Here is a 25,819-nt window from a genome sequence, read left to right as displayed (position 1 = left end):
CAGTGCCAAGGTGCACGATGGGGCCATGGTGAGGACCGCGCTCGACTCGTTCTCCCCCGCGACCAGGGGCTGGTTCACGGGGGCCTTCCGTACGCCCACGGCCGCGCAGGAGGGGGCGTGGCGGGCCATCGGCGAGGGCTCCGACGTGCTGGTCGTCGCCCCGACCGGCTCGGGCAAGACGCTCGCCGCGTTCCTCGCCTCGCTGGACTCCCTGGCCTCCACTCCCCCGCCCGCGGAGGCCAAGAAGCGCTGCCGGGTGCTGTACATCTCCCCGCTGAAGGCCCTGGCGGTCGACGTCGAGCGCAACCTCCGCAGTCCGCTGACGGGCATCCGCCAGGAGTCCGTCCGCCTCGGCCTGCCCGAGCCGGACATCAAGGTCGGCATCCGCTCCGGGGACACCTCCCCGGCCGACCGCCGCGCGATCGCGAACAAGCCGCCGGACATCCTCATCACGACCCCCGAGTCGCTGTTCCTGATGCTCACCTCGTCCGCGCGCGACGCCCTGGAGGGCGTGGAGACGGTGATCCTGGACGAGGTGCACGCCGTCGCGGGCACCAAGCGCGGCGCGCACCTCGCCCTGTCCCTGGAGCGGCTGGACGCGCTGCTGCCCCGGCCGGCCCGCCGGATCGGCCTGTCCGCGACCGTCCGGCCGGTCGACGAGGTGGCCCGCTTCCTGTCCCCGCAGCGCCGGGTCGAGATCGTCCAGCCGCCCTCGGGCAAGGTCTTCGACCTGTCGGTGGTCGTGCCGGTCGAGGACATGGGCGAGCTGGGCGGCTCCCCCGCCAAGGACGACGACCAGGGCGACAAGCCCTCCATCTGGCCGCAGGTGGAGGAGAAGATCGCCGACCTCGTCCAGGCGCACCGCTCGACGATCGTCTTCGTCAACTCCCGCCGCCTCGCCGAGCGCCTGTGCAACCGGCTGAACGAGATCGCGTACGAGAGGGCCACCGGCGAGGCCCTTCCCGAGGGCGGCTCCCCGGCCGAGCTGATGGGGCAGGCCGGGGCCGCCCAGGGAGCCCCGCCGCTCCTGGCCCGCGCGCACCACGGCTCGGTCTCCAAGGAGCAGCGCGCCCTCGTGGAGGAGGACCTCAAGGCGGGCCGCCTGCCCGCCGTGGTCGCCACCTCCAGCCTCGAACTGGGCATCGACATGGGCGCGGTGGACCTGGTGATCCAGGTCGAGTCCCCGCCGTCCGTGGCCTCCGGCCTCCAGCGCGTGGGCCGGGCCGGCCACCAGGTGGGCGCGGTGTCGACGGGCGTGGTGTTCCCCAAGTACCGCGGCGACCTCGTGCAGGCGGCCGTGGTCACCGAGCGCATGCGGTCCGGGTCCATCGAGTCGCTCCGCGTCCCGGCCAACCCCCTCGACGTGCTCGCCCAGCAGCTCGTCGCGATGGTCGCGCTGGACTCCTGGCAGGTGGACGACCTCCTCGCCCTCACCCGCCGCGCCGCGCCCTTCGCCGCTCTCCCCGATTCGGCCTTCACCGCCGTCCTCGACATGCTCGCCGGGCGCTACCCCTCGGACGCCTTCGCCGAGTTGCGCCCGCGCGTCGTCTGGGACCGCGTCGCGGGCACGGTCACCGGCCGCCCGGGGGCGCAGCGCCTGGCCGTCACCTCCGGCGGCACCATTCCCGACCGCGGACTGTTCGGCGTCTTCCTCGCCGGGTCCGACCCGAAGAAGGGCGGCGGCCGGGTCGGCGAGCTGGACGAGGAGATGGTGTACGAGTCCCGCGCGGGCGACGTCTTCACCCTCGGCACGACGTCCTGGCGCATCGAGGACATCACCCGCGACCGCGTGCTGGTCTCCCCCGCCCCGGGCGTCCCCGGCCGGCTCCCGTTCTGGAAGGGCGACCAACTGGGCCGCCCCCTCGAACTGGGCCGGGCGCTCGGCGCGTTCCTCCGCGAGATCGGCAACCTGAAGCCCGACAAGGCCCGCGCCCGCCTCCAGGAGGCGGGCCTGGACGACTGGGCGGCCGACAACGTCCTGTCGTACCTCGACGAGCAGCGCCGCGCCGCGGGGCACGTGCCGGACGACCGCACGATCGTCGTCGAGCGGTTCCGCGACGAGCTCGGCGACTGGCGGGTGGTCGTGCACTCCCCGTTCGGCGCCCAGGTGCACGCCCCGTGGGCGCTGGCGCTCGGGGCCCGCCTCGCCGAGAAGTACGGCATGGACGCCCAGGTGATGCACGCCGACGACGGCATCGTGCTGCGGCTGCCGGACGCGGACCTGATGGGCCTCGACCTCATGGGGCTGGACCCGCTCGACGCCCCGGCGAAACCCCTGGGCGCCGAGTACGACGACAGCCAGGCCCCGATCAGTGCCGCCGACACCCTCTTCGACGCGGGCGAGGTCGCGCAGATCGTCACCGACCAGGTCGGCGGCTCCGCCCTGTTCGCCGCCCGCTTCCGCGAGTGCGCCGCCCGCGCGCTGCTGCTGCCCCGGCGCAGCCCCGGCAAGCGCACCCCGCTGTGGCAGCAGCGCCAGCGCGCCTCGCAGCTCCTCCAGGTGGCTTCCGAGTTCGGTTCCTTCCCGATCGTGCTGGAAGCGGTCCGCGAGTGCCTCCAGGACGTCTTCGACGTACCCGGCCTGACCGAGCTGATGGGCGACATCGAGGCCCGCCGGGTGCGCCTGGTCGAGGTCACCACCACCGAGCCGTCCCCCTTCGCCCGCTCCCTCCTCTTCGGCTACGTCGCCCAGTTCCTGTACGAGGGGGACTCCCCCCTCGCCGAACGGCGCGCGGCGGCACTCTCCCTGGACTCCCGTCTGCTCGCCGAGCTCCTCGGCCAGGCGGAGCTGCGCGAACTGCTCGACGCCGACGTCCTGACCCAGTTGGAGCAGGAACTCCAGTGGCTCACCGAGGACCGCCGGATCAAGGACGTGGAGGGCGTCGCCGACCTGCTGCGGATGCTCGGCCCGCTCACCACCGCCGAGCTGACCGCCCGCGGCGCGGACGCCCGGTGGCCGCGCGACCTCGCCGACGCACGCCGCGCGATCCAGGTCCGTATCGCGGGAGAGGACCACTGGGCCGCCGTCGAGGACGCCGGGCGTCTGCGCGACGCGCTGGGCACCGCGCTCCCGGTGGGCGTCCCCGAGTCCTTCACCGAGCCGGTCAAGGACCCCCTGGGCGACCTCCTCGCCCGCTTCGCGCGCACCCACGGCCCGTTTACCTCCGCCACCGCCGCCGCCCGCTTCGGCCTCGGCGCGGCCGTCACCGACGGGGCACTGCACCGGCTCGCCGCGAGCGGCCGCGTCGTCCAGGGCGAGTTCCACCCGGCCGGCATCGGCCAGGAGTGGTGCGACGCGACGGTCCTGCGCCGCCTGCGCCGGCGTTCCCTGGCCGCGCTGCGCCAGGAGCTGGAGCCGGTCGACCCGGCCGCCCTCGCCACGTTCCTCCCCCAATGGCAGGGCTACGGGAGCGGCGGTCTGCGCGGCATCGACGGGCTGGTGCGCGCCGTCGAGCAGTTGCAGGGCGCACCGGTCCCCGCGTCCGCCCTGGAGAAGCTCGTCCTGCCGCACCGCGTCTCCGGCTACACCCCCGCCCTCCTCGACGAGCTCACCACCACCGGCGAGGTCGTCTGGGCGGGCGCGGGCGCACTCCCGGGCAAGGACGGCTGGGTCTCCCTCTACCTCGCCGACGCCGCCCCCCTGCTCCTCCCCGCGCCGCACCCCCTGGAACTCTCGGCGCTCCACGAGTCGATCCTGACCGCCCTCTCCGGCGGTTACGGACTCTTCTTCCGCCAGATCGCCGACCAGGTCCGCGCCACCACCCACCCCGACGCCTCCGACCCGCAGTTGGCCGACGCGCTGTGGGACCTGGCCTGGTCGGGCCGCCTCACCAACGACACGCTCGCCCCGCTGCGCGCCGTCCTCGGCTCGGGCCGCACCGCCGGGGCCACGGCGCACCGCGCGAAACGCTCGGTCCCCCGCGGCCGTTACGGCTCCCTCACCGGCGCCGCCCGCGCCGTGTCCCGTACGGGACCGCCCACGGTCTCCGGCCGCTGGTCCCGGCTGCCCGCCCCGGAGCCCGACCCCACCCACCGCGCCCACGCCCTGGCCCGTACCCTCCTGGACCGGCACGGCGTCGTCACGCGCGGCGCGGTGGCCGCCGAGGGCGTCGCGGGCGGCTTCTCCGCGGTCTACCGCGTCCTCGCCGCGTTCGAGGACAGCGGGCAGGCCCGCCGGGGTTACGTGGTCGAGGGGCTCGGCGCGGCCCAGTTCGCCATGGACGGCGCGGTCGACCGCCTGCGCGCCGCGGCGACCGCCCGCGACCGCACCGAGGGCGACGCCCCGAACCGGGCCGTCGTCCTGGCCGCCGCCGATCCCGCCAACGCGTACGGGGCGGCCCTGCCCTGGCCCGAACCGCCCGCCGGCGTCACCCACAAGCCGGGCCGCAAGGCGGGCTCCCTGGTCGTCCTGGTCGACGGCGAACTCACCCTCTACATGGAACGCGGCGGCAAGACCCTCCTGGCCTGGCCCGCCCAGCCGGCCCCCTCCGCCGCCGACCCGGCGGCAGCCGCCCCCGCCCCCGACGAAACCCCCGACGACCGCGTCCGGGCCGCCACCGAGGCCCTCACCGCCTCCGCCCGCGCGGGCGCCCTCGGCACCGTCACCGTCGAACGCATCAACAACGGCCCCGCCCTGACCTCCCCCCTGAGCCGCACCCTGGAAGCGGCGGGCTTCCACGCCACCCCGAAGGGCCTGCGCATCCGCATCTGACCCCCACGAGGGGGTCGCCCACCTCCGCACAAAGGCCCCCGACGTGTCCCGCACCGCAAAGGCGACCCACCGCCCCCCATCCCCACCCCGCCCCCACAGGCCCGACCGGCCCCCGCACGGGCGACCGAGTGCGGGGCCCCGCGCCCCTCCACACCCCGACGCGACATCCCCGCAGCAGGGGCGCGCCCCACGGCGCAGCTCTCCGCATACCGCCCCAGCGCCCCGCAGCGGAAGCCCGCCCCCACGTCACGACCTGCCGCACTCCCGACGCGGCACCCCGGGCGGAGCCCACCCCACAGCACGCCTCCCCGGGCCCCGCCTCAGCGCCCTCGCCCCCCACAACACGCCTCCCCACACCCTCGACGCCGCACCCCGCACCCCGAGCGCACCCCCGCACACCCCCCTCTCCCGCATCATGGACACATGCCCGAAGGAGACACCGTCTGGCACGCCGCCGCCCGTCTGCACGCGGCCCTCGCCGGACGCACCCTCACCCACGCCGACCTCCGCGTCCCCCGCTTCGCCACCTCCGACCTGACCGGCCGCGAGGTGCTCGACGTCACCTCGAACGGAAAACACCTGCTCACCCGCATCGAGGGCGGCCTCACCCTGCACTCGCACCTCCGCATGGACGGCACCTGGCGGATCTTCGCCCCCGGCGCCCCCTGGCGCGGCGGCCCCGAGCACCAGATCCGCGCGGTCCTCCAGAACACGGACGCCACCGCCGTCGGCTACCGCCTCCCCATCCTGGAACTCCTGCCCACCGCCGAAGAACACACCGTCATCGGCCACCTCGGCCCGGACCTCCTCTCCCCCACCTGGCCCGACGACCCCGATGCCCCCGACTCCCTCCCCGCCCGCGCCGTACACAATCTCCTCGCGGACCCCGACCGCCCCCTCGGCGAAGCCCTCCTGGACCAGCGCAATCTCGCGGGCATCGGCAACGTCTACAAGTCCGAGCTCTGCTTCCTCGCCCGTGTCACCCCCTGGCTCCCGGTCGGCGAACTGGCCCCCGACGTCCCCGCCCGCCTCGTCGCCACCGCCCACCGCCTGCTGGACTTCAACAAGGACCACCCCGACCGCCGCACCACCACCGTCGCCCGCACCTCACCCGCCACCCGCACCGTCACCTCCCCCGAACTCCTCTACGTCTACGGCCGCCGGTCCCGCCCCTGCCTGCGCTGCCGCACCCCCGTCCGCAAGGCCGACCAGGGCGACGGCTCCCGCGACCGCCCCACCTACTGGTGCCCGAAGTGCCAGGCGGGCCCCGCTGGTTGACGGTTCGTCAGGTCGAGTCGTACGGTCGCCGGCATGCCCCTTGCGGTACGCGTCCTCGCGTACGACCTGACCGGCCGCACCGCCTTCGTCACCGGCGCGGCCGGCGGCATCGGCCGCGCCACCGCCGTGCTCCTCGCCGGAGCCGGGGCCACCGTGCACTGTGCGGACCGCGACGCGGCGGGCCTCGCCGAGACGGCCGCCCTCATCACCGAGTCCACCGACGGCACGCCCCGCACCCACACGCTCGACGTGACGTCCCGCGCCGGACTCAAGACCGCGATGGAGAACGCCGAGCGTCTCGACATCCTGGTCGCCGCGGCCGGAATCATGCACGTCAGCAGCGTCCTGGACACCGGCGACGCAGACCTCGACCGCGTCCTGGCGGTCAATTTCAAGGGAGTCCTGTACGCCTGCCAGGAAGCGGCCCGCCTCATGCTCCGGGCCCGGAGCCCGGGCAGCATCGTGACCGTCGCCTCCGGAGCCGTGGACGCCGCCAACGCCGGGCTCTTCGCCTACAGCACCAGCAAGGCCGCAGTCGTACAGCTCACGAAAACCCTCGCCACCGAACTGGGCCCGCACGGCATCCGCGTCAACGCGGTCGCCCCGGGCTGGATCCGCACCCCCATGACGGACAGACACGACACCACGCTCCAGGAGAGCACCGAGGCGAGAATGGTCCGCATCACCCCGCTCGGCCGCGTCGGCCAACCCGAGGACGTCGCCCAGACGGTGCTCCACCTGGCCTGCGACGCCTCCGCCTTCACGACGGGCCAGATCCTCCGCCCGAACGGCGGCGTCGCCATGCCCTGGTAGCCCGCGACCCGGCAATCCGCGCCCCGGCCGAAACGGACCCCACCCGCACCCGGCCCGCCCGCACCCGATCCACCCGGTCCCGCCCCGCCACATGCACCGGCAGCAGGCTCAGGCCCCATCCCCCGGCCGCGACCGCCCCCTCCACCGGCCCGGCCTCCTGCGGCACCAGCGCGAGCCGCAGCACCGCCCACCACCACAGCACCCCGAACAGCAGCACCAGCGTCCCCAGGACGACCCTGCGCCCCGGGCACCGGCCCTCCAGCGGTCGCTCCATCGCTGCCTCCTCGGACCGACGCTAGCGGCGGTCGTCCACGCCCGGGAGGGCGCACCGGAAGCACAGGAAGCTTCCGGCGCACCCCACCCGCACGCCCCGGGCCTTCAGCAGCCCGGCGTCCCGGGCGTCAGCCCTCAGGCACTCTCCGCCTGGAACATCCACGCGTGCTTCTCCAGGTCCGCCGTGAGCCCGATGATCAGGTCCTGCGTGACGGGGTCCGGGTCACCGGTCGACTCGATCCGCTCACGCATCCGGACGATCACCGCACCGAGCGCGTCGACCAGGATGCGCACCGCGTCGCTGTCCTTGATCCACCCGGTGGGCGTCTCCCCGATCGCCGAGGACCCGGCGACCGTCGCGGCCCGGCCGTCGGGGTTCACACCGAGCGCGGAGGCCCGCTCGGCCACGGAGTCGGAGTGCAGCCGGGCCGAGGTCACGACGTCGTCGAGCTGAAGGTGCACGGAGCGGAAGCGCGGACCCACCACGTTCCAGTGGACCTGCTTGGCGACCAGCGACAGGTCGACCAGGTCCACCAGCGCGCCCTGCAGCGCCTCGCCGACGGCCTTGAGATCGGCCTCGGGCAGCGTGCTCTTCACGACTGACATGGAGCGTCCTCCTCAGGAATACCGAAAAACCGGATCAGCACCATCAACCCTGCCACAACTGATCCATTTCGGTCATCCAGGGTTCGGGCATAGAGAAGCGACCGCAGAGCGGCGTCGCAACGGCCCCGAACAGCCATGGCGCGCCCACCGCACAGCCCCGAAACGCAAAAACCGGCACCCGGGCCGACCCCACAGGGGTCGACCGGAGCACCGGTCCCGCATCTTTCCTTCGCTAGGCAGCGACGACGTCCACCGCTTCCGCAGGTGCCTTGATCGTCACTCGCTCGGTCGGCACGCCGGACACACCGGCCACCGACGTCACGGAGACCGAATTGAGCATCGGTCGTACCGGCTGGCGCACCGGCGTCTCGCCGGCCGCAGCCGACGCCGCCAGTTCGGCCAGGGAGAGTTCGTCGCTCACTTCCCGCATGAGCTCGGACATCCGTACATCAAGCGCGTCGCAGATAGCGGAAAGCAGCTCGGAGGATGCCTCCTTCTGCCCCCGCTCCACCTCGGAGAGATAGCCGAGCGAAACCCGGGCGGACGAGGAGACTTCGCGCAGAGTACGGCCCTGGCGCTGGCGCTGCCGACGCAGCACGTCACCCAACAGGCGACGGAGCAGAATCATCGGTGGCTCCCTCCTCGGACCGCGTAGCCGCATCCTTCACGCCCCACCGTACCGCCTCGCGGTGCAGCCGTGCGGGGAGCTATGTCGTGTTCACTCAGGGCTGCAAACATCAGATCCCCCCGTTGTGTTCCGTATCCTGTGCCCGCGCATTCTCGACCAGTTCACCGGAGAGCAGCTCGAAAGCGGCCCGTACGCTCTCTCTACGGATGTCCGATCGGCTGCCGTTCAACCCAAGCGCGGCCACTTTCCGGTTGCCGTCCGGTCCCGCGACGGCCACGAAGACGGTGCCCACAGCTTGCCCGTCCTGGGGATCGGGGCCCGCGACACCGGTCGTGGAGACACCCCAGTCGGCCCCCAGCACCCGCCGCGCCCCTGCCGCCATCTGCCGCGCGACCTCGGCGTCCACCGCCCCGCGCTCGCGCAGGAGATCACCGGAGACCCCCAGGACGTCCCGCTTCAGCTCCGTCGCGTACGCCGTCACGGAGCCCCGGAAGACCCGGGAGGCCCCCGGCACCCCGGTCAGCTCCGCGGCGACCAGGCCCCCGGTCAGCGACTCGGCCACCGCTAGGGTCTCCCCCCGCGCGGCGAGCGCCGCCAGCACCCCTGCGGCCGTGGAACTCACCCGGACCGCTCCGCCGCCAGCCCCGCCCGCCGCAGCACGATCGCCTGCCGTACGTAGTCGAGGCCCGTCACCACGGTGAGCACCACGGCCACCGCCATCACCCACCACCGGAACGTCGCCAGCGGCCCGGTCAGCGCCAGCACGTACATGCCGACCGCCGTGCCCTGCGCGAGGGTCTTCATCTTGCCGCCGCGACTGGCCGGAATCACCCCGTGCCGGATCACCCAGAACCGCATGAGCGTGATCCCGAGCTCCCGGAAGAGAATGACCCCGGTCACCCACCACGGCAGGTCCCCGAGCCCGGACAGGCAGATCAGCCCGGCCGCCATGATCGCCTTGTCGGCGATCGGGTCGGCGATCTTCCCGAAGTCCGTGACCAGGTTGTACGCCCGCGCCAGATGGCCGTCGAAGACGTCCGTGATCATGGCGACGGCGAACGCCGCCCACGCCCACGCCCGCCAGATCGGGTCGTACCCGCCGTCGGCGAGCAGCAGCAGCACGAAGCCCGGCACCAGCACGAGCCGGACCATCGTGAGGATGTTCGCGATGTTCCACAGACTGGCCTGATTCACCGCCACGGCACCCAGCTTCCCACCGGCCACCGGCCCGCCGGGCACCGACGCGGCCCTGCCGGTACCGCCCGCCGCGGACGCCGGGATTCCGCTCATCTGGCCGCCTCCTTGGGAACCTCGTCACTGGCACTGGGCAGGGGCTCGGCGACGAGGTCCACGCCCTCGGTGCCGACCACCTTCGCCATGACCATACGACCGGGCGTCAACCCGTGGCCGGTGGTGAACACCACCTGGCCGTCCGTCTCCGGTGCCTGGTGGGCGGCACGGCCGGTCGCGGGCTCGTCCTCGGCGTCGTCGGAGTCCGCCGGGCGCACGGACTCGACCAGCACCTCCAGCGTCTCCCCGATGCGCTCCTCCGCCCGCTGGGCGGTGAGCTCCTCGGCGAGCCGGGAGATGTGCGCGAGCCGCGCGGCGATGGTGTCGTCGTCCAGCTTGTCCTCGTACGTCAGGGCCTCCGTGCCCTCCTCGTCGGAGTAGCCGAAGACGCCGATGGCGTCCAGCCGCGCCCCGGTGAGGAAGCGTTCCAGCTCCGCGAAGTCCTCCTCGGTCTCGCCGGGGAAGCCCACGATGAAGTTGGAGCGCACACCGGCCTGCGGGGCCTTGCCGCGGATGGTCTCCAGCAGGCCCCAGAACTGCTCGGTGGACCCGAAGCGGCGCATCGCGCGCAGCACCTTGGGCGCCGAGTGCTGGAAGGACAGGTCGAAGTACGGGGCGACCTTCGGCGTCGAGGTGAGGACGTCGATCAGGCCGGGCCGCATCTCGGCGGGCTGGAGGTAGCTGACCCGCACCCGCTCGATGCCGTCGACCTCCGCCAGCTCGGGCAGCAGGGTCTCCAGCAGGCGGATGTCGCCCAGGTCCTTGCCGTACGAGGTGTTGTTCTCGGAGACCAGCATGACCTCCTTGACGCCCTGCTCGGCCAGCCAGCGCGTCTCGCCCAGCACGTCGCTGGGGCGGCGCGAGATGAAGGAGCCGCGGAACGACGGAATGGCGCAGAAGGAGCACCGCCGGTCGCAGCCGGAGGCCAGCTTCACCGAGGCGACCGGGCTCGTGCCCAGCCGGCGGCGCAGCGGCGCGCGCGGCCCGGAGACCGGGGCGACGCCTTCCGGCAGGTCCTCGGGCACGGGGGCGGCCTCCTGCGCGTGCCCCGGCAGCGACACGTCGGCGGCCTGCCGCTCGGCCGGGCTGATCGGCAGCAGCTTGCGCCGGTCGCGCGGGGTGTGCGCCTCGACGGAACCACCGGCGAGGATGGTCTGGAGGCGGTTGGAGATGTCGGCGTAGTCGTCGAAGCCGAGGACGCCGTCGGCCTCCGGCAGGGCCTCGGCGAGGTCCTTGCCGTACCGCTCGGCCATGCAGCCCACGGCGACCACTGCCTGGGTGCGGCCGTGGTCCTTCAGGTCGTTGGCTTCGAGTAGGGCGTCGACGGAGTCCTTCTTGGCGGCCTCGACGAATCCGCAGGTGTTGACGACGGCGACATCCGCGTCCGAGGCGTCCTCGACGAGGTCCCAGCCGTCCGCTGCCAAGCGGCCTGCCAGCTCCTCCGAGTCCACCTCGTTACGGGCGCAGCCAAGAGTGACAAGGGCGACGGTGCGGCGTTCGGGCATGGACTCAAGCCTACTTCGTTCCGGCGCACGCCCGGGCCGCGAGGGGGCCGTGCGCCGCTCCTCGACGGATGTACCCCTTCCGACCTGCGACGACGTACCGACCGTGTCCGTGATCGGATCGCCGCAGGTGGAAGCGGGCAGAAGCGGTGGAAGCAGGGGGCGGGGCCGGCGCGCGCCCCCGTGTGCGCCCGGCGTCTCAGCCGACCTCGGGGTCGCCCTTGGTGTAGGTGAGCCGCTCGACCTGGCCGGGGCTGAAGTCGTCCTCGACCTCCTTGCCGTTCACGAAGAGCTGGACGGCGTCGGCGTCGCCGAGCACCAGGTCGAGCTTCTTCGGGTCGGTGAAGGTCTTGGAGTCGCCCTTGTTCAGGAAGCCGTCGAAGAGGATCCGGTTGTTGGACGCCCGCGCCGAGACCCAGCTCTTGGTGCCGGTCGCGACCATCTTGACGGTGACCCGGTCCTTGGGGGCGGCCGCGATGGCGCTGTCCGCCGGGCCGGGCGTCACGTCGGTCTTGGGCAGGGCGGGCTTGATGGTCCTGTCCGGCTTGGGCCTGGGGGCGGGCGCAGTGGCGGTGGCCCCCTCGGCGACGCTGCGCGTCCCGCCGGGCTCGTCGCCCCCGCTGAACATCGTGAACCCGACGAATCCGATCACCGCGACGATCGCGGCGACCATGGCGGCGGTCCAGTTGGGCCGGCGCGGCTCGGGACGGATCCGCTCCGCCTCGAACAGCGGGGCGGCGGGGGTCGGCGCGGGCCGTCCGCCGTGCTCGCCGTCGTACTGCGCCACGAGCGCCGAGGCGTCGAGGCCGACGGCGGCGGCGAGCGTACGGATGTGCCCGCGGGCGTAGACGTCGCCGCCGCAGCGGGTGAAGTCGTCGGCCTCGATGGCGTGCACGATCGGAATGCGCACCCGGGTCGACGTGCTGACTTCGTCGACCGTCAGACCTGCGGCGATCCGGGCCTGCTGGAGGGCACGGCCGATGGTGGGCCGGTCGTCTTCGGGGGAGTTGCCGGGGGAGTCCGGGACGTTGCCGTCCGGGGAGTTGCCGATGGACACGGGGGCGCCTTTCGAGCGTGAGCCACCTGCTGGAGGTTCAGTCTAGGGGGGTGACGAAAGGGTGGGGCAAGCGGGAGAGCTGTCTTTGTACGCCATCGGAACGGCGTTTTCGTACGCCGTCGCACCAGCCCGGCACCCCGGAGGCACCACGGCGCCGTCCACGGTCCCACCGCTGACGGTCCATGACGCCTCCCTCCCCTCAACTGGACGTGTCCGCAGGGGAAACGGTTGCCTCCGAACCCGTACGAGTGATGATCACTGGGCCACTCGCACGCACCCGGGAAACCGCGCACGCCCTACGAAGGAGACTCTCCCCGGATCACGGCCAGCACGCCATCCAATTCGTCGGGCTTCACGAGGACGTCACGCGCCTTGGATCCCTCGGTCGGCCCCACGATGTTCCGCGACTCCATCAGGTCCATCAGTCGGCCCGCCTTGGCGAAGCCCACCCGCAGCTTGCGCTGGAGCATCGACGTCGACCCGAACTGGGTGGAGACGACCAGCTCGGTGGCCTGGCACAGCAGGTCCAGGTCGTCGCCGATCTCCTCGTCGATCTCCTTCTTCTGCTTGGTGCCGACCACGACGTCGTCCCGGAAGACCGGCGCCATCTGGTCCTTGCAGTGCTGGACGACCGCCGCGACCTCGTCCTCGGTGACGAAGGCGCCCTGCATGCGGGTCGGCTTGTTGGCCCCCATCGGCAGGAAGAGCCCGTCGCCCTTGCCGATCAGCTTCTCGGCGCCCGGCTGGTCGAGGATGACCCGGCTGTCGGCGAGCGAGGAGGTGGCGAAGGCGAGCCGGGAGGGCACGTTCGCCTTGATCAGACCGGTGACGACGTCCACCGATGGCCGCTGCGTGGCGAGCACCAGGTGGATGCCGGCGGCGCGGGCCAACTGGGTGATGCGGACGATCGAGTCCTCCACGTCCCGCGGCGCGACCATCATCAGGTCCGCCAGCTCGTCCACGATCACCAGCAGGTACGGATACGCCTGGAGCTCCCGCTCGCTGCCCTCCGGCGTCTTGAGCTTCCCCGAGCGCACGGCCGCGTTGAAGTCGTCGATGTGCCGGTACCCGAACGCGGCGAGGTCGTCGTACCGCAGGTCCATTTCCCGTACGACCCACTGGAGCGCCTCGGCGGCCCGCTTGGGGTTGGTGATGATCGGGGTGATCAGGTGCGGGATGCCCTCGTAGACGGTCAGCTCGACGCGCTTGGGGTCCACGAGGACCATCCGTACGTCCTCGGGCGTGGCCCGGACCATGATCGAGGTGATCAGGCAGTTGATGCAGGACGACTTGCCGGAACCGGTGGCTCCGGCGACCAGGACGTGCGGCATCTTCGCGAGGTTGGCCATCTCGTAGCCGCCCTCGACGTTCTTGCCGAGCGCCACCAGCATCGGGTGGTCGTCCTCCGCCGCGTCCGCCAGGCGCAGGACGTCGCCGAGGTTGACCATCTCGCGGTCGCTGTTGGGGATCTCGATGCCGACCGCGGACTTGCCGGGGATCGGCGAGATGATCCGCACGTCCGGGGAGGCCACCGCGTACGCGATGTTCTTGGTCAGCGCGGTGATCTTCTCGACCTTGACGGCGGGGCCGAGCTCGACCTCGTACCGGGTGACCGTCGGACCGCGCGTGAAGCCGGTGACGGCCGCGTCGACCTTGAACTCGGAGAAGACGTTCTGCAGCGACTCCACGACCGCGTCGTTGGCCGCGCTGCGCGTCTTGCCGGGCCCGCCGCGCTCCAGGAGGTCCAGGGAGGGCAGCGCGTACGTGATGTCGCCGGACAGCCGGAGCTGCTCGGCACGCGCCGGGAGCACCGAGGGCTCCTTCGGCGGCTCCTTGGTGAGGTCCGCGACCTTGGGCGGCGCGACCCCGGCGGGACGGCCGGGTGCCGGAGCGGCGCCGGCCGGGCGGCCCGGTTCCGGCGCGGCGGGCAGCGCGGGTTTCACCGGCGGCGCCTGCACCGCCTCCCGCGCCGACGGCACGGACGAGGTGCGCTCGGGCTCCTGCGAGACGCCCTGGGTGAGGTCCGCGACGATCGGCGACGGCGGCAGCCCGTTCATCACCGCGCCGTCCAGCGCGGCCGCCGCGGCCGCCGCGACGTCCACCGCGTCCTGCGGCCGGGCGTACGGGGACGACGGCTGCACGGACGGAGCCCTGCGCGGCCTCCTGCGCCGTCCCGGCGCCTCCTGCTCCACCGCGTCGGCGTCGTACTCCCCCGCCTCGCTCCGGCGCGCGGAGGCGCCGCGTGCGCCGGCGGGAAGCGCCTCACGCCACTGCTCGTCGTACCGCTCGTCGTCCTCCGCGACGTAGGCGGCGAGCTCCTCCGGCCGCGGCTCGACGACCCCGAGGCGGATGCCGAGCTGGCGCAGCCGCCGCGGAATCGCGTTGACCGGTGTCGCCGTCACCACCAGCAGCCCGAAGACGGTCAGGAGCAGCAGCAGCGGTACGGCCAGCACCTCGCCCATCGTGAAGGTCAGCGGCACCGACGCCGCCCAGCCGATCAGCCCTCCCGCGTCCTGCATCGCCTCGGTGCCGTCGCCGCGCCCCGGCGACCCGCACGCGATGTGCACCTGTCCGAGCACGCCGACGACCAGAGCGGAGAGCCCGATGACGATGCGCCCGTTGGCCTCCGGCCGCTCCGGGTGCATGATCAGCCGGATTCCCATCGCGCCCAGCAGCAGCGGCACCAGCAGGTCGAGCCGCCCGAAGGAACCGGTGACCAGCATCTTGACCAGGTCCCCGACCGGCCCGCGCAGATGCGCCCAGGTGCCGGCCGCGACGATTAGCGCGAGGCCGAGCAGCAGCAGCGCGAGGCCGTCCTTGCGGTGCGCCGGGTCGAGCCCCTTCGCGCCCCGCCCTATGCCGCGGAACATCGCGCCGACACCGTGCGCGAGACCCAGGTAGGCGCCGCGCGCCAGCCGGTACACGCCCCCGGTGGGGGACGGGGCGGGCCGGGGCGCGGGGCGGACCGCCTTCTTGGCGGGCGCCTTCTTCGCCGGGGCCTTCCTGGCGGCGGTCTTCTTCGCGGGCGGTCTCGCCACGGCCTTCGCGGGCGCCGCCTTCTTCGCAGCGCCCGGCGTACGACCGGCGCGCGGCTTGGCGGTGCCCGTCGTGCCCTGGGAACCCTTGCCGGACGTACGTGAGGCCATGGGGCAAGAGGTTACCTGGGGAGACGCCTGCGGACAGGAGCGCCTACGGGTTCACCCGACCGTGTCGCCCTTCGCAGACAGCGAAATTGACGCCCCGTCGACCGCACCCGGTCGCACGAAAGCCCCATACCTGACACAACACCAGGTATGGGGCTCACGCTCCCTCACATTCCTTCACACGCCCGACGAACGGTCACGTGCACGGCCAACGCCCACCCACGCGTCGAGCACTCCGTCAGTTCTGCGAGGGCAGCGTCCCCGCGCCCCCGCCGGTCCCCGGCTCCAGCGCGTCGAGCGCCCGGCGCAGTCCCGTGAGCTTGCGCTCCAGATGCGCCGCCGTGGCGACCGCCGCCGCGTCCGCGGACTCGTCGTCGAGCTGCTTGGAGAGCGCCTCCGCCTGCTCCTCGACCGCCGCGAGCCGCGCGGACAGCTCGGCGAGCAGCCCCGCGGGCTCCTTCACCGCTCCCGCGTCCGCCCGGTTCGTACCCTCCAACTGGAGGCGCAGCAGTGCCGCCTGCTCCCGCAGTTGGCAGTTCTTCATGTACAGCTCGACGAAGACCGACACCTTGGCGCGCAGCACCCAGGGGTCGAACGGCTTCGAGATGTAGTCCACCGCGCCGGCCGCATAACCCCGGAAGGTGTGATGCGGACCGTGGTTGATCGCGGTGAGGAAGATGATCGGGATGTCCCTCGTCCGCTCCCGCCGCTTGATGTGCGCGGCGGTCTCGAACCCGTCCATGCCCGGCATCTGCACGTCCAGCAGGATGACCGCGAAGTCATCGGTAAGCAGTGCTTTGAGCGCTTCCTCCCCTGACGATGCCCGCACCAGTGTCTGATCGAGCGCGGAGAGAATGGCCTCCAGCGCCAACAGATTCTCCGGCCGGTCATCGACCAGGAGGATCTTGGCCTTCTGCACCATGGCCCGTCCTCCTCGCCCCGGCAGTGCACCGGGCGCCGCCCCGGAGGACGACTCCCTTGCGTCGCCCGTCCTTGTGCCGGTCATGGTAGCCGTACCCTGCCGGTCGCCACACCCTGTCACCGCGATGTCACTGTGCACGTAGCAAAAACGCATCGGGAGACCGATAGGTTCCCCGATTCCCGTGCTCTCACACGCCGTCGGCCACAGTCAGTCAGCACGTCCCGGCAACCCGGCCCGTCAGCACGACCGCCCGCGGCACGCACCGCCGCACGGTCCGGTGCACACACCACCGTACGGTCAGGCGCGCGCCCACGGAGCGCCGGGGCTCTACTCCTCCCCGCGCATCCACCGTTCCATCACACCGAGCAGATGGTCCGGGTCCACCGGCTTCGTCACGTAGTCCGAGGCGCCCGAGTCGATCGCCTTCTCCCGGTCGCCCTTCATCGCCTTCGCGGTGAGCGCGATGATCGGCAGCCCGGCGAACTGCGGCATCCGGCGGATCGCCGTCGTCGTCGCGTAGCCGTCCATCTCCGGCATCATGATGTCCATCAGCACGACCGTCACGTCGTCGTGCTGCTCCAGGACCTCGATGCCCTCGCGTCCGTTCTCCGCGTACAGCACCGCGAGCCCGTGCTGCTCCAGAACGCTCGTCAGGGCGAAGACGTTGCGGATGTCGTCGTCGACGATGAGCACCTTCTCACCGGAGAACCCGAACGTCCGCCGCTCCTCGGGCGCACTCTCCTGCCCGCCCTGCTGCTGTCCGGCCCACGGCTCCTGCGGCGTGCTGCCGGCCGCTGCCGGGGCGGCGGTCCTACCGGGCAGCGCGGGCCGCTCCTCGGCCTGCCCGATCGCCTTGCGCCGCCGCCGGAAGAGCCCGGCCGAACCCGTCTGGGGTTCGTTGCGTACGACACCCAGGTGGTACGGAGGGGACGCCGCGTCCGGTGCCGTCGGGGCCTCCTGCTGCTGCGCCCGGCGCGGCAGTTCGAGCCCGCCGGGGCTGACCTGCGGATAGCCCTGCGGGGGCAGCTCACTGGGGTGCAGCGGCAGGTACAGGGTGAACGTCGAGCCGCGGCCCGGCTCGCTCGCCGCGTGGATCTCGCCGCCGAGCAGGCGGGCAATCTCCCGGCTGATGGACAGGCCCAGGCCCGTACCGCCGTACTTCCTGCTGGTCGTCCCGTCGGCCTGCTTGAACGCCTCGAAGATGACCCGCATCTTGCTGGCGGCGATGCCGATGCCGGTGTCGGTGACCGAGAAGGCGATCAGGTCCCCGTCGGAGTCCCGCAGCGACCCCGCCTCCAGCAGTTGCTCGCGGATCTCGTGCGGTACGTCCGCGTTGGCGGGCCGGATCACCAGCTCGACGGCTCCGGTGTCGGTGAACTTCACCGCGTTGGACAGCAGGTTGCGCAGCACCTGGAGGAGGCGCTGCTCGTCGGTGTGCAGGGTGGCGGGCAGCTCCGGGGAGACCCGTACCGAGAAGTCGAGTCCCTTCTCCGCGGTGAGCGGCCGGAAGGTGGCCTCCACGTAGTCGACGAGCTGGACCAGCGCGATCCGGGTCGGCGAGACGTCCATCTTGCCCGCCTCGACCTTGGACAGGTCGAGGATGTCGTTGATGAGCTGGAGCAGGTCGGAACCGGCCCCGTGGATGGTCTCGGCGAACTCCACCTGCTTCGGGGAGAGGTTCCCGTCGGCGTTGTCGGCGAGCAGCTTGGCCAGGATCAGCAGCGAGTTGAGCGGGGTGCGCAGCTCGTGCGACATGTTCGCCAGGAACTCCGACTTGTACCGCATGGAGACGGCGAGCTGTTCGGCCCGCTCCTCCAGGACCTGCCGGGCCTCCTCGATCTCGGTGTTCTTCACCTCGATGTCGCGGTTCTGCCGGGCCAGCAGCTCGGCCTTCTCCTCCAGTTCGGCGTTGGACTCCTGGAGGGCCTTCTGCCGGTTCTCCAACTCCTCGCTGCGTTCGCGCAGTTGCTCGGTCAGCTCCTGTGACTGCTCCAGCAGCACCTCGGTCTTCGTGTTGACGCTGATGGTGTTGACGCTGGTCGCGATCAGGTCGGCGATCTGGTTCAGGAAGTCCCGCTGGATCTGCGTGAACGGCTGGAACGACGCCAGCTCGATCACGCCCAGCACCTGCCCCTCGAAGAGCACCGGCAGCACGATCACGTGCGCCGGCGGTGCCTCCCCGAGCCCCGAGGAGATCTTGAGATACCCCTCGGGCGCCTTGAACTGCATGGTCCGCTTCTCCTCGGCGGCGGTCCCGATCAGGGTCTCCCCCGGCCGGAAGACCGTCGGCATCGAACCCGCCGAGTACCCGTAACTCCCGCGCATCCGCAGTTGGTACGAGCGCTCCGCGTCCGCGCCGACCTCCGCGCCCTTGGCCGCGGACGACCCCGACGGCATCGCCAGGAAGAACGCGCCCTGCTGCGCCGAGACGACCGGCGTCAGCTCGCTCATGATCAGCGAGGCGACGTCGTCCAGGTCGCGGCGGCCCTGCATCAGGCCCGAGATGCGGGCCAGGTTGCCCTTGAGCCAGTCCTGCTCCTCGTTGGCGAGGGTGGTGTCGCGCAGGTTGGAGATCATCGTGTTGATGTTGTCCTGGAGCTCCTGGATCTCCCCGGCGGCGTCCACGTCGATCTTCAGGTTGAGATCGCCCCTGGTCACCGCGGTGGCGACCTTCGCGATGGCCCGCACCTGACGGGTCAGGTTGCCGGCCATCTCGTTCACCGACTCGGTGAGGTCGCGCCAGGTGCCGTCGACGTCCCGCACCCGCGCCTGGCCGCCCAACTGCCCGTCGGTGCCCACTTCGCGGGCCACCCGCGTCACCTGCTCGGCGAACGACGACAGCTGGTCGACCATCGTGTTGATGGTGTCCTTCAGGTCCTGGATCTCGCCCCGCGCGTCGATGTCGATCTTCTTCGTCAGGTCGCCCTTCGCGATGGCCGTCGTGACGGTCGCGATCTGCCGCACCTGACCGGTCAGGTTGGACGCCATCGAGTTCACCGACTCGGTGAGGTCCTTCCACGTACCCGCGACTCCGGGCACCCGGGCCTGGCCGCCCAGTTGGCCCTGCGTGCCCACCTCGCGGGCCACCCGGGTGACCTCGTCGGCGAACGACGACAGGGTCGTCACCATGGTGTTCACCGTGTCGGCCAGCTCGGCGACCTCGCCGCGCGCCTCGACGGTGACCTTCTTCGTCAGGTCGCCGTTGGCGACGGCGGAGGACACCCGGGCGATGTTCCGCACCTGCGAGGTCAGGTTGTTGGCCATCGTGTTGACGTTGTCGCTGAGGTCCTTCCAGATGCCGGTGACCCCGCGCACCCTGGCCTGACCGCCGAGGATGCCTTCGGTGCCCACCTCGCGGGCGACCCTGGTGACCTCGTCGGCGAAGTTGGAGAGCTGGTCCACCATCGTGTTCACGGTCGTGACGAGGTCGAGGATCTCGCCCTTCGCGTCCACGGTGATCTTCTTCGACAGGTCGCCCTTGGCCACCGCCGTCGTCACCTCGGCGATGTTCCGTACCTGGGAGGTCAGGTTGTTCGCCATGAAGTTCACGGACTGAGTGAGGTCCTTCCAGGTCCCGCTCACTCCCTGCACCTCGGCCTGGCCGCCGAGCATGCCCTCGGTGCCCACCTCCCGGGCCACCCGGGTCACCTGCTCCGCGAAGTTCGACAGCTGGTCGACCATCGTGTTGAGGGTGTTCTTCAGCTCCAGGATCTCGCCGCGCGCGTCCACGTCGATCTTCTGCGACAGGTCGCCCCGCGCCACCGCCGTGGCGACCTGCGCGATGTTGCGCACCTGGGCGGTGAGGTTCCCGGCCATGCCGTTCACCGAGTCGGTCAGATCACGCCACACACCGGCGACGCCCGGCACCTGCGCCTGACCGCCGAGCCGCCCTTCCGTACCCACTTCCCGCGCGACCCGCGTCACCTGGTCCGCGAAGGCCGAGAGCTGGTCGACCATCGTGTTGATGGTGTTCTTCAGCTCCAGGATCTCGCCGCGCGCGTCCACGTCGATCTTCTGCGACAGGTCACCCCGCGCCACCGCCGTCGTCACCTGGGCGATCTGGCGCACCTGCGAAGTCAGGTTCCCCGCCATGAAGTTGACGGAGTCGGTGAGTTCCTTCCACGTACCGCTGACCCCGTCGACGCGCGCCTGCCCGCCGAGCCGCCCCTCCGTACCCACGTCCCTGGCCATCCGCGTGACCTGATCGGCGAACGCGGACAGCTGGTCGACCATCGTGTTGACGGTGACCTTGAGCTCCAGCATCTCGCCGGACACGTCGACGGTGACCTTCTGCGACAGGTCGCCGTTGGCCACCGCCGTCGTCACCTGCGCGATGTTGCGCACCTGCCCGGTGAGGTTGCGGAAAGCCGTGTTGACCGAATCGGTCAGGTCCTTCCAGGTCCCGGCCGCCCCCGGCACCTGCGCCTGCCCGCCCAACTGCCCCTCGACGCCGACCTCGCGGGCCACCCGCGTCACTTCGGAACCGAAGGACTGGAGCTGGTCCACCATCGTGTTGACGGTGTTCTTCAGCTCCAGCATCTCGCCGGCCACGTCGACGGTGACCTTCTGCGACAGGTCGCCGTTGGCGACCGCCGTCGTCACCTGCGCGATGTTGCGCACCTGGTCGGTGAGGTTGCGGAAGGCGGTGTTCACGGAATCCGTGAGGTCCTTCCAGGTCCCCGCCGCCCCCGGCACCTGCGCCTGCCCGCCGAGCAGTCCTTCCCCGCCGACCTCGCTCGCGACCCGCGTGACCTCGTCGGCGAACGTCCGCAGCGTCTCGGTCATCTGGTTGATCGTCTCGGCGAGCTGCGCGACCTCGCCGCGCGCGTTGACCGTGACCTTCCGCGACAGGTCGCCGCTCGCCACCGCCGTGGTGACCTCCGCGATGCCCCGCACCTGCGAGGTGAGGTTCCCCGCCATCAGGTTCACGGAGTCCGTGAGGTCCTTCCACACCCCCGCCACCCCGGGCACCTGCGCCTGCCCGCCGAGCTCGCCCTCGGTGCCGACCTCCCGCGCGACCCGCGTCACCTCGGAGGAGAACGACGAGAGCTGGTCCACCATCGTGTTCACGGTGTTCTTCAGCTGGAGCATCTCACCGGCCACGTGCACCGTGACCTTGCGCGACAGATCGCCCTTGGCCACCGCCGTCGTCACGAGCGCGATGTCGCGCACCTGAGCCGTCAGCCGGTACGCCATCGTGTTGACGGAGTCCGTGAGGTCCTTCCACGACCCGGACATCCCGCGCACCTGCGCCTGCCCGCCGAGCTTGCCCTCGGTGCCGACCTCCAGCGCGACCCGCGTCACCTCGTCCGTGAACGCCGACAACTGGTCGACGAGGTTGTTGACCGTCCGCCCGACCTTGAGGAACTCACCGCGCAACGGATGCCCGGCGCCCTCCTCGCGCGCCTGCGACCGCAGCTCCATCCGCTGCTCCAGGTCGCCCTCCGCCACCGCCGACAGCACCCGCCCGACCTCGGACACCGGTCGTACGAGGTCCTCCACCAGCGCGTTCGACGCGTCGATCGCCGCCGCCCAGGACCCCTCGCAGGCCCCGGTCTCCAGCCGCTCCGCGAGCTTGCCCTCCCGGCCGACCATGCGCCGTACCCGTGCCAGCTCACCCGTCAGATGGAGGTTCCGGTCGGCGACCTCGTTGAACACGGCGGCGATCTCGGCCATCACCCCGTCGCCGGAGACCGTCAGCCGCTTCCTGAAGTTCCCGTCCCGCATCGACACCAAGGCCGCCAGCATGCGGTTCAGCGCAGCCGTGTCCACCTCGGTCGTCCCACTGTTCCGGGACCGTCCGCCCTTTGTGCGCGTGCTCCTGCCCCGCGCCGCCACGCCAGACTCCACCGTGTCCCTCCCGCAGGGATCGACCGTACTTCCCAGGTCTTCGCTGGAAGCTTTCCCAGTCTTCCACCTTGCCGCACCGCCGTGTTCGGCAGGCGACGCGTGACGCCTCCGGCGTCAAATCGTTGAAGCATACAGTCACCGGGTCGGCCCGCCCCGTCGCCCGGCCCTTCCCCGTACGTTCTCGGGACGCAGTGGCACAACGCGTCGGGCGACCGTCTAGCCTGGCAAAGGCGAATCGAAGCCGCGAGAAACGGGCACAGGACTCGGGGAAGCGACGAACACCACATGGGGAGTGCTGTGATCACGGCGCGGGCGGCGGCCACTTTCGACCCGGTCGGACGGTCGGTGGCGACTGCCCGGGCCTTCGTACGCGACACGCTCCAGGGCTGGGGGCATTCCGAGCTGGTCGACGACGCGGTCGTCCTCACCAGCGAACTCGTCACCAACGCGGTCGTCCACGCGGGCACCCAGGCGGACGTCCTGTGCCTGCGCACCGAGGAAGGCATCCGCGTCGAGGTCGGCGACCGCTATCCCGAGCGCGAGGTCCCCCTCCAGGGCGCCGGCTTCAATCTGGGCGGCCCCGACCGGGAGGGCGGCCGCGGCCTCCTCCTGTGCGCCGCCCTCGCCTCCAAGTGGGGAGTCGAGTACACCCCGACCCAGAAGCACGTCTGGTTCCAACTCGACCTCCCCCAGCGCCCGGTCGGCACCCGCGTCGCGGGCCCGGTCCTCCCCGACCGGCTGCTCCCGGTCGCCGACGGCCGCATCCGCGTCGCCGTCGTGCAGATAGACCGCGGCGGGTCCATCGCCTCCTGGAACGAGGACGCGCAGGACCTCTTCGGTTACGCCGCCGAGCAGGTCACCGGCAAGCCCCTCACCGACCTCACCGCCTGGCCGCAGACCCCCGGCATCGGCACGGGCATCGCCGAGGCCCTCCAGATGTCCCGCTGGGAGGGCAGTTACGGCATCCGCGGCGCGGACGGCCGCGTCATCCCCGTGTACGCCTCCCACCTGCGCGTCCGCGACAACGAGGGCGAGCCGTCCACCATCTGCCTCCTGGTGCGGGAAGTGGAGCGCGCCGTCCTGCAGACCCCCCAGCGCACCGCGGCGGCCGACCCGGCGGGCGGTTCCCTCACCGAGGGCCGCACCACCGACCCCTTCGAGGTCTTCATCGGCTCCCCCGCCCCCGACGACCTGGACGGCCTCCTCCAGCGCACCGTCGAGCGCGCCCGCGACATGCTCGACGCCGACTCCGCCTTCCTCCTCCTGGCCACCGACGACGAAACCGAGCTGGAGGTACGGGCCACCACCGGCCTGCCCTCCGCCCGCCAGCGCTTCGCCCGCGTCCCCGTCGAGGCCGGCACCGGCAGGTACGGCTCCGCCCGCATGCCCGCCGTCCACGAGGACCTGATCGCCGTCCCCGGCGCGGTGCCCCTCCTGGGCGGCACCGGGATGCGTTCCGTCGTGACCGTCCCGCTGAAGGTCGAGGGCCGCCTCACCGGCTCGCTCGGTGTCGCCGCCGAAGCCCCCGGCCGGTACACCAACGACGAGGCGCTGCGCCTGCAGTTCGCCGCCGACCGCATCGCGCTCGCCGTCGAGTCCGCCCGCCTCGGCGAACTCGAACGCCTCCGCCGCGGCTCCCTCTCCTTCCTCGTCGAGGCCTCCGACCTGCTGGCCGGCACCCTCGACCGCGACCAGACCCTCGCCCTGATGGCGCAGATGACGGTCCCCACCCTGGCCACCTGGTGCGCGGTCTACACGATCGCCGACCCGGCGTCCGACCCCTACCTCTCCTACGTCCTCCACGAGGACGAGGAACGCATCGACGGCCTCAAGGCCCTCCTGTCCCGCGTCAGCCCGCCCGACCCGGTCCCCACCCCCGGCGCCCGCATCTGGAACGTCCCCGGCGAGGCCGCCCACCAGGCAGCTCTCCGCACCTCCATGCGCAGCCTCGGCCTGGGCTCGACCCCCCAGCTGGGCTCCGGAATCGGCACCACCCTCGCGACGGCCGCAGCCGTCGGCGGCGAGACCGTCGTCCTCCCGCTGGTGGCCCGCAACCGCGTCATCGGCATGCTGACCCTCGGCAAGCCCACCGACGACCACTTCCGCCAAGAGATCCTCGAACTCGCCGAGGACCTCTCCCGCCGCGCCGCCCTGGCCCTGGACAACGCCCGCCTCTACTCCGAGCGCATGGCCATCAGCCAGTCCCTCCAGCGCAGCCTGCTCCCCCCGGAGCGGCCGAACGTGCCGGGCATGGAGGTCGAGGTCATCTACCGCGCGGCCGGCGAGGGCAACGAGGTCGGCGGCGACTTCTACGACATCTTCCCGATCCGCGACGGGGTCTACGGCTTCGCCATCGGCGACGTCTGCGGCACGGGCCCCCAGGCCGCCGCCGTCACGGGCCTCGCCCGGCACGCCCTGCGCCTCCTGGCCCGCGAGGGCTTCGGCGGCCCAGCCGTCCTGGAACGCCTCAACGCCGCCATCCTCGACGAGGGCGAGCGCAGCCGCTTCCTGACCCTCCTGTACGGAGAGCTGTGGCCCCAGGAGGACGGCAGCTCCATCCTCAAACTGGTCTGCGCGGGCCACCCCCTCCCGCTCCGCCTCCGCCAGGACGGCACGGTCACGCCCGCCGCCGAACCCCAGCCCCTCCTGGGCGTCATGGACGACCTGGAGCTCTACGAGGAGACCCTGACCCTCTACCCCGGCGACGTCCTCCTCTGCGTCACGGACGGCATCACCGAGCGCCGCGAGGGCACCCGCATGCTCGGCGACGACGGCCTGGCCGAAGTCCTCTCCGGCTGTACGGGCCTGACCGCCGGCGCCATCGCCGCCCGCGTCCTGCGCACCGTGGAACGCTTCGCCGCAGAACCCGCCTCCGACGACATGGCCATCCTCGCCATGCGCGTCCCGGAGCCCCTCCAGAACTGACTGCCGCGCTCACCGCGGCCCGCGGCCTCTCCCCCGACTCCCAACACGAAGAAGGCCCCTCGCCTGGTGGCGGGGGGCCTTCTTCCTTCTACTGAGCCCCCATGCGGAATCGAACCGCAGACCTTCTCCTTACCATGGAGACGCTCTACCGACTGAGCTATAGGGGCCTCGTTGCGCCTTGCTGTTCTGCTCGGCTTCAACGAGATAGATCATACCCATAAAAAGTCAGAACTCCGAACCACATCTCCTGACCCCCTCGCACCCACCTCTGTCGCCATGCACACATACGGCCAAACCCTGACAAGGCCCTTGCCGTACGGCCGGCGAACCCACTGCCCGTGCCCACCATGCCTCCCCCCAAGCGACGCCGAACGCAGAAAAGCCCCGTACCGGTTTCCCGGTACGGGGCTTTTCCACAATGATTGTTCGGCGGCGTCCTACTCTCCCACAGGGTCCCCCCTGCAGTACCATCGGCGCTGAAAGGCTTAGCTTCCGGGTTCGGAATGTAACCGGGCGTTTCCCTAACGCTATGACCACCGAAACACTATGAAAATATGAACACCTGGCTGTTCTCACAGGACTGTTCGTTATTTCAGAACTAACACAGTGGACGCGAGCAACTGAGGACAAGCCCTCGGCCTATTAGTACCAGTCAGCTCCACCCGTTACCGGGCTTCCACATCTGGCCTATCAACCCAGTCGTCTACTGGGAGCCTTAACCCCTCAAAGGGGGTGGGAATACTCATCTCGAAGCAGGCTTCCCGCTTAGATGCTTTCAGCGGTTATCCTTTCCGAACGTAGCCAACCAGCCATGCCCTTGG

At 71.6% G+C, this 25,819-nt stretch carries 14 protein-coding genes, 1 tRNA gene and 2 rRNA genes; 4 read left to right on the top strand and 13 right to left on the bottom strand.

What is annotated here, in order from left to right; genetic code table 11:
- Positions 1-25: 25 nt before the first annotated feature.
- The 3 genes from ACZ56L_RS00085 to ACZ56L_RS00075 all read left to right on the top strand — a co-directional run bounded on the left by ACZ56L_RS00085 (position 26) and on the right by ACZ56L_RS00075 (position 6,802).
- Positions 26-4,711 (top strand): Lhr family helicase, encoded by a 4,686-nt coding sequence (locus ACZ56L_RS00085; protein ID WP_471059853.1) that lies wholly within the window; start codon positions 26-28, stop codon positions 4,709-4,711.
- A gap of 423 nt (positions 4,712-5,134) precedes the next feature.
- A complete protein-coding gene (locus tag ACZ56L_RS00080) occupies positions 5,135-5,989 on the top strand; it encodes an Fpg/Nei family DNA glycosylase (RefSeq protein WP_471059850.1) in 855 nt (284 codons plus the stop codon).
- A 33-nt stretch (positions 5,990-6,022) separates the two neighbouring features.
- Positions 6,023-6,802 (top strand): SDR family NAD(P)-dependent oxidoreductase, encoded by a 780-nt coding sequence (locus ACZ56L_RS00075; RefSeq protein ID WP_471059846.1) that lies wholly within the window; start codon positions 6,023-6,025, stop codon positions 6,800-6,802.
- Here ACZ56L_RS00075 and ACZ56L_RS00070 read toward each other — a convergent pair.
- From ACZ56L_RS00070 to ACZ56L_RS00025, 10 genes are all read right to left on the bottom strand, one after another.
- The gene (locus ACZ56L_RS00070; RefSeq protein ID WP_471059843.1) at positions 6,750-7,076 is read right to left on the bottom strand and encodes a hypothetical protein; all 327 of its coding nucleotides are present in this window, start codon (positions 7,074-7,076) and stop codon (positions 6,750-6,752) included. The two genes, ACZ56L_RS00075 and ACZ56L_RS00070, sit on opposite strands and share 53 nt — an antisense overlap.
- A gap of 134 nt (positions 7,077-7,210) precedes the next feature.
- On the bottom strand, positions 7,211-7,681 hold the full coding sequence (locus tag ACZ56L_RS00065; protein ID WP_345217318.1) for a Dps family protein: 471 nt from the start codon (positions 7,679-7,681) through the stop codon (positions 7,211-7,213).
- Positions 7,682-7,913: 232 nt separating this feature from the next.
- Positions 7,914-8,309, bottom strand: coding sequence for a helix-turn-helix domain-containing protein (locus tag ACZ56L_RS00060; protein ID WP_345217317.1), 396 nt, complete (start codon positions 8,307-8,309; stop codon positions 7,914-7,916).
- A 109-nt stretch (positions 8,310-8,418) separates the two neighbouring features.
- Complete coding sequence (locus ACZ56L_RS00055) at positions 8,419-8,931, bottom strand: CinA family protein (protein ID WP_380836529.1); 513 nt, start codon at positions 8,929-8,931, stop codon at positions 8,419-8,421.
- The gene (gene pgsA, locus ACZ56L_RS00050; RefSeq protein ID WP_345217316.1) at positions 8,928-9,599 is read right to left on the bottom strand and encodes a CDP-diacylglycerol--glycerol-3-phosphate 3-phosphatidyltransferase; all 672 of its coding nucleotides are present in this window, start codon (positions 9,597-9,599) and stop codon (positions 8,928-8,930) included. Before pgsA ends, ACZ56L_RS00055 begins: the two co-directional genes overlap by 4 nt.
- Positions 9,596-11,104: a 30S ribosomal protein S12 methylthiotransferase RimO gene (gene rimO, locus ACZ56L_RS00045; RefSeq protein ID WP_401757973.1), complete on the bottom strand. Its 1,509-nt coding sequence runs from the start codon at positions 11,102-11,104 to the stop codon at positions 9,596-9,598. The genes pgsA and rimO overlap by 4 nt, the downstream gene beginning before the upstream one ends.
- A 196-nt stretch (positions 11,105-11,300) precedes the next feature.
- Positions 11,301-12,158, bottom strand: a complete 858-nt coding sequence (locus ACZ56L_RS00040) for a helix-turn-helix domain-containing protein (protein WP_345217314.1) — start codon at positions 12,156-12,158, stop codon at positions 11,301-11,303.
- Between the two features lie 296 nt (positions 12,159-12,454).
- On the bottom strand, positions 12,455-15,304 hold the full coding sequence (locus ACZ56L_RS00035; RefSeq protein ID WP_471059834.1) for a DNA translocase FtsK: 2,850 nt from the start codon (positions 15,302-15,304) through the stop codon (positions 12,455-12,457).
- A gap of 235 nt (positions 15,305-15,539) precedes the next feature.
- Complete coding sequence (locus tag ACZ56L_RS00030; protein WP_345217312.1) at positions 15,540-16,223, bottom strand: response regulator; 684 nt, start codon at positions 16,221-16,223, stop codon at positions 15,540-15,542.
- Positions 16,224-16,550: 327 nt separating this feature from the next.
- A complete protein-coding gene (locus ACZ56L_RS00025; RefSeq protein ID WP_471059830.1) occupies positions 16,551-21,971 on the bottom strand; it encodes a HAMP domain-containing protein in 5,421 nt (1,806 codons plus the stop codon).
- A 387-nt stretch (positions 21,972-22,358) separates the two neighbouring features.
- Here ACZ56L_RS00025 and ACZ56L_RS00020 point away from each other — a divergent pair, with 387 nt between their 5' ends.
- The gene (locus tag ACZ56L_RS00020) at positions 22,359-24,998 is read left to right on the top strand and encodes a SpoIIE family protein phosphatase (protein ID WP_468683671.1); all 2,640 of its coding nucleotides are present in this window, start codon (positions 22,359-22,361) and stop codon (positions 24,996-24,998) included.
- A gap of 94 nt (positions 24,999-25,092) precedes the next feature.
- Here ACZ56L_RS00020 and ACZ56L_RS00015 read toward each other — a convergent pair.
- The 3 genes from ACZ56L_RS00015 to ACZ56L_RS00005 form a co-directional block, all read right to left on the bottom strand.
- Positions 25,093-25,165: transfer RNA gene (locus ACZ56L_RS00015), tRNA-Thr, on the bottom strand.
- A 257-nt stretch (positions 25,166-25,422) separates the two neighbouring features.
- Positions 25,423-25,539, bottom strand: a 5S ribosomal RNA gene (rrf, locus tag ACZ56L_RS00010).
- Positions 25,540-25,620: 81 nt separating this feature from the next.
- A 23S ribosomal RNA gene (locus ACZ56L_RS00005) occupies positions 25,621-25,819 on the bottom strand; the annotation flags it as partial.

This window comes from Streptomyces sp. NPDC039736, from assembly GCF_055596485.1.
The sequence above is the reverse complement of the archived record's forward strand: the minus strand, read 5'-3'. Positions and strand labels throughout refer to the sequence as shown.

Bases quoted from the DNA above. Each gene is read 5' to 3' on its own strand.
- ACZ56L_RS00085 (WP_471059853.1), top strand. From the start codon at position 26: ATGGTGAGGACCGCGCTCGACTCGTTCTCCCCCGCGACCAGGGGCTGG.
- ACZ56L_RS00080 (WP_471059850.1), top strand. From the start codon at position 5,135: ATGCCCGAAGGAGACACCGTCTGGCACGCCGCCGCCCGTCTGCACGCG.
- ACZ56L_RS00075 (WP_471059846.1), top strand. From the start codon at position 6,023: ATGCCCCTTGCGGTACGCGTCCTCGCGTACGACCTGACCGGCCGCACC.
- ACZ56L_RS00070 (WP_471059843.1), bottom strand. From the start codon at position 7,076: ATGGAGCGACCGCTGGAGGGCCGGTGCCCGGGGCGCAGGGTCGTCCTG.
- ACZ56L_RS00065 (WP_345217318.1), bottom strand. From the start codon at position 7,681: ATGTCAGTCGTGAAGAGCACGCTGCCCGAGGCCGATCTCAAGGCCGTC.
- ACZ56L_RS00060 (WP_345217317.1), bottom strand. From the start codon at position 8,309: ATGATTCTGCTCCGTCGCCTGTTGGGTGACGTGCTGCGTCGGCAGCGC.
- pgsA (WP_345217316.1), bottom strand. From the start codon at position 9,599: ATGAGCGGAATCCCGGCGTCCGCGGCGGGCGGTACCGGCAGGGCCGCG.
- rimO (WP_401757973.1), bottom strand. From the start codon at position 11,104: ATGCCCGAACGCCGCACCGTCGCCCTTGTCACTCTTGGCTGCGCCCGT.
- ACZ56L_RS00035 (WP_471059834.1), bottom strand. From the start codon at position 15,304: ATGGCCTCACGTACGTCCGGCAAGGGTTCCCAGGGCACGACGGGCACC.
- ACZ56L_RS00030 (WP_345217312.1), bottom strand. From the start codon at position 16,223: ATGGTGCAGAAGGCCAAGATCCTCCTGGTCGATGACCGGCCGGAGAAT.
- ACZ56L_RS00025 (WP_471059830.1), bottom strand. From the start codon at position 21,971: ATGCTGGCGGCCTTGGTGTCGATGCGGGACGGGAACTTCAGGAAGCGG.
- ACZ56L_RS00020 (WP_468683671.1), top strand. From the start codon at position 22,359: ATGGGGAGTGCTGTGATCACGGCGCGGGCGGCGGCCACTTTCGACCCG.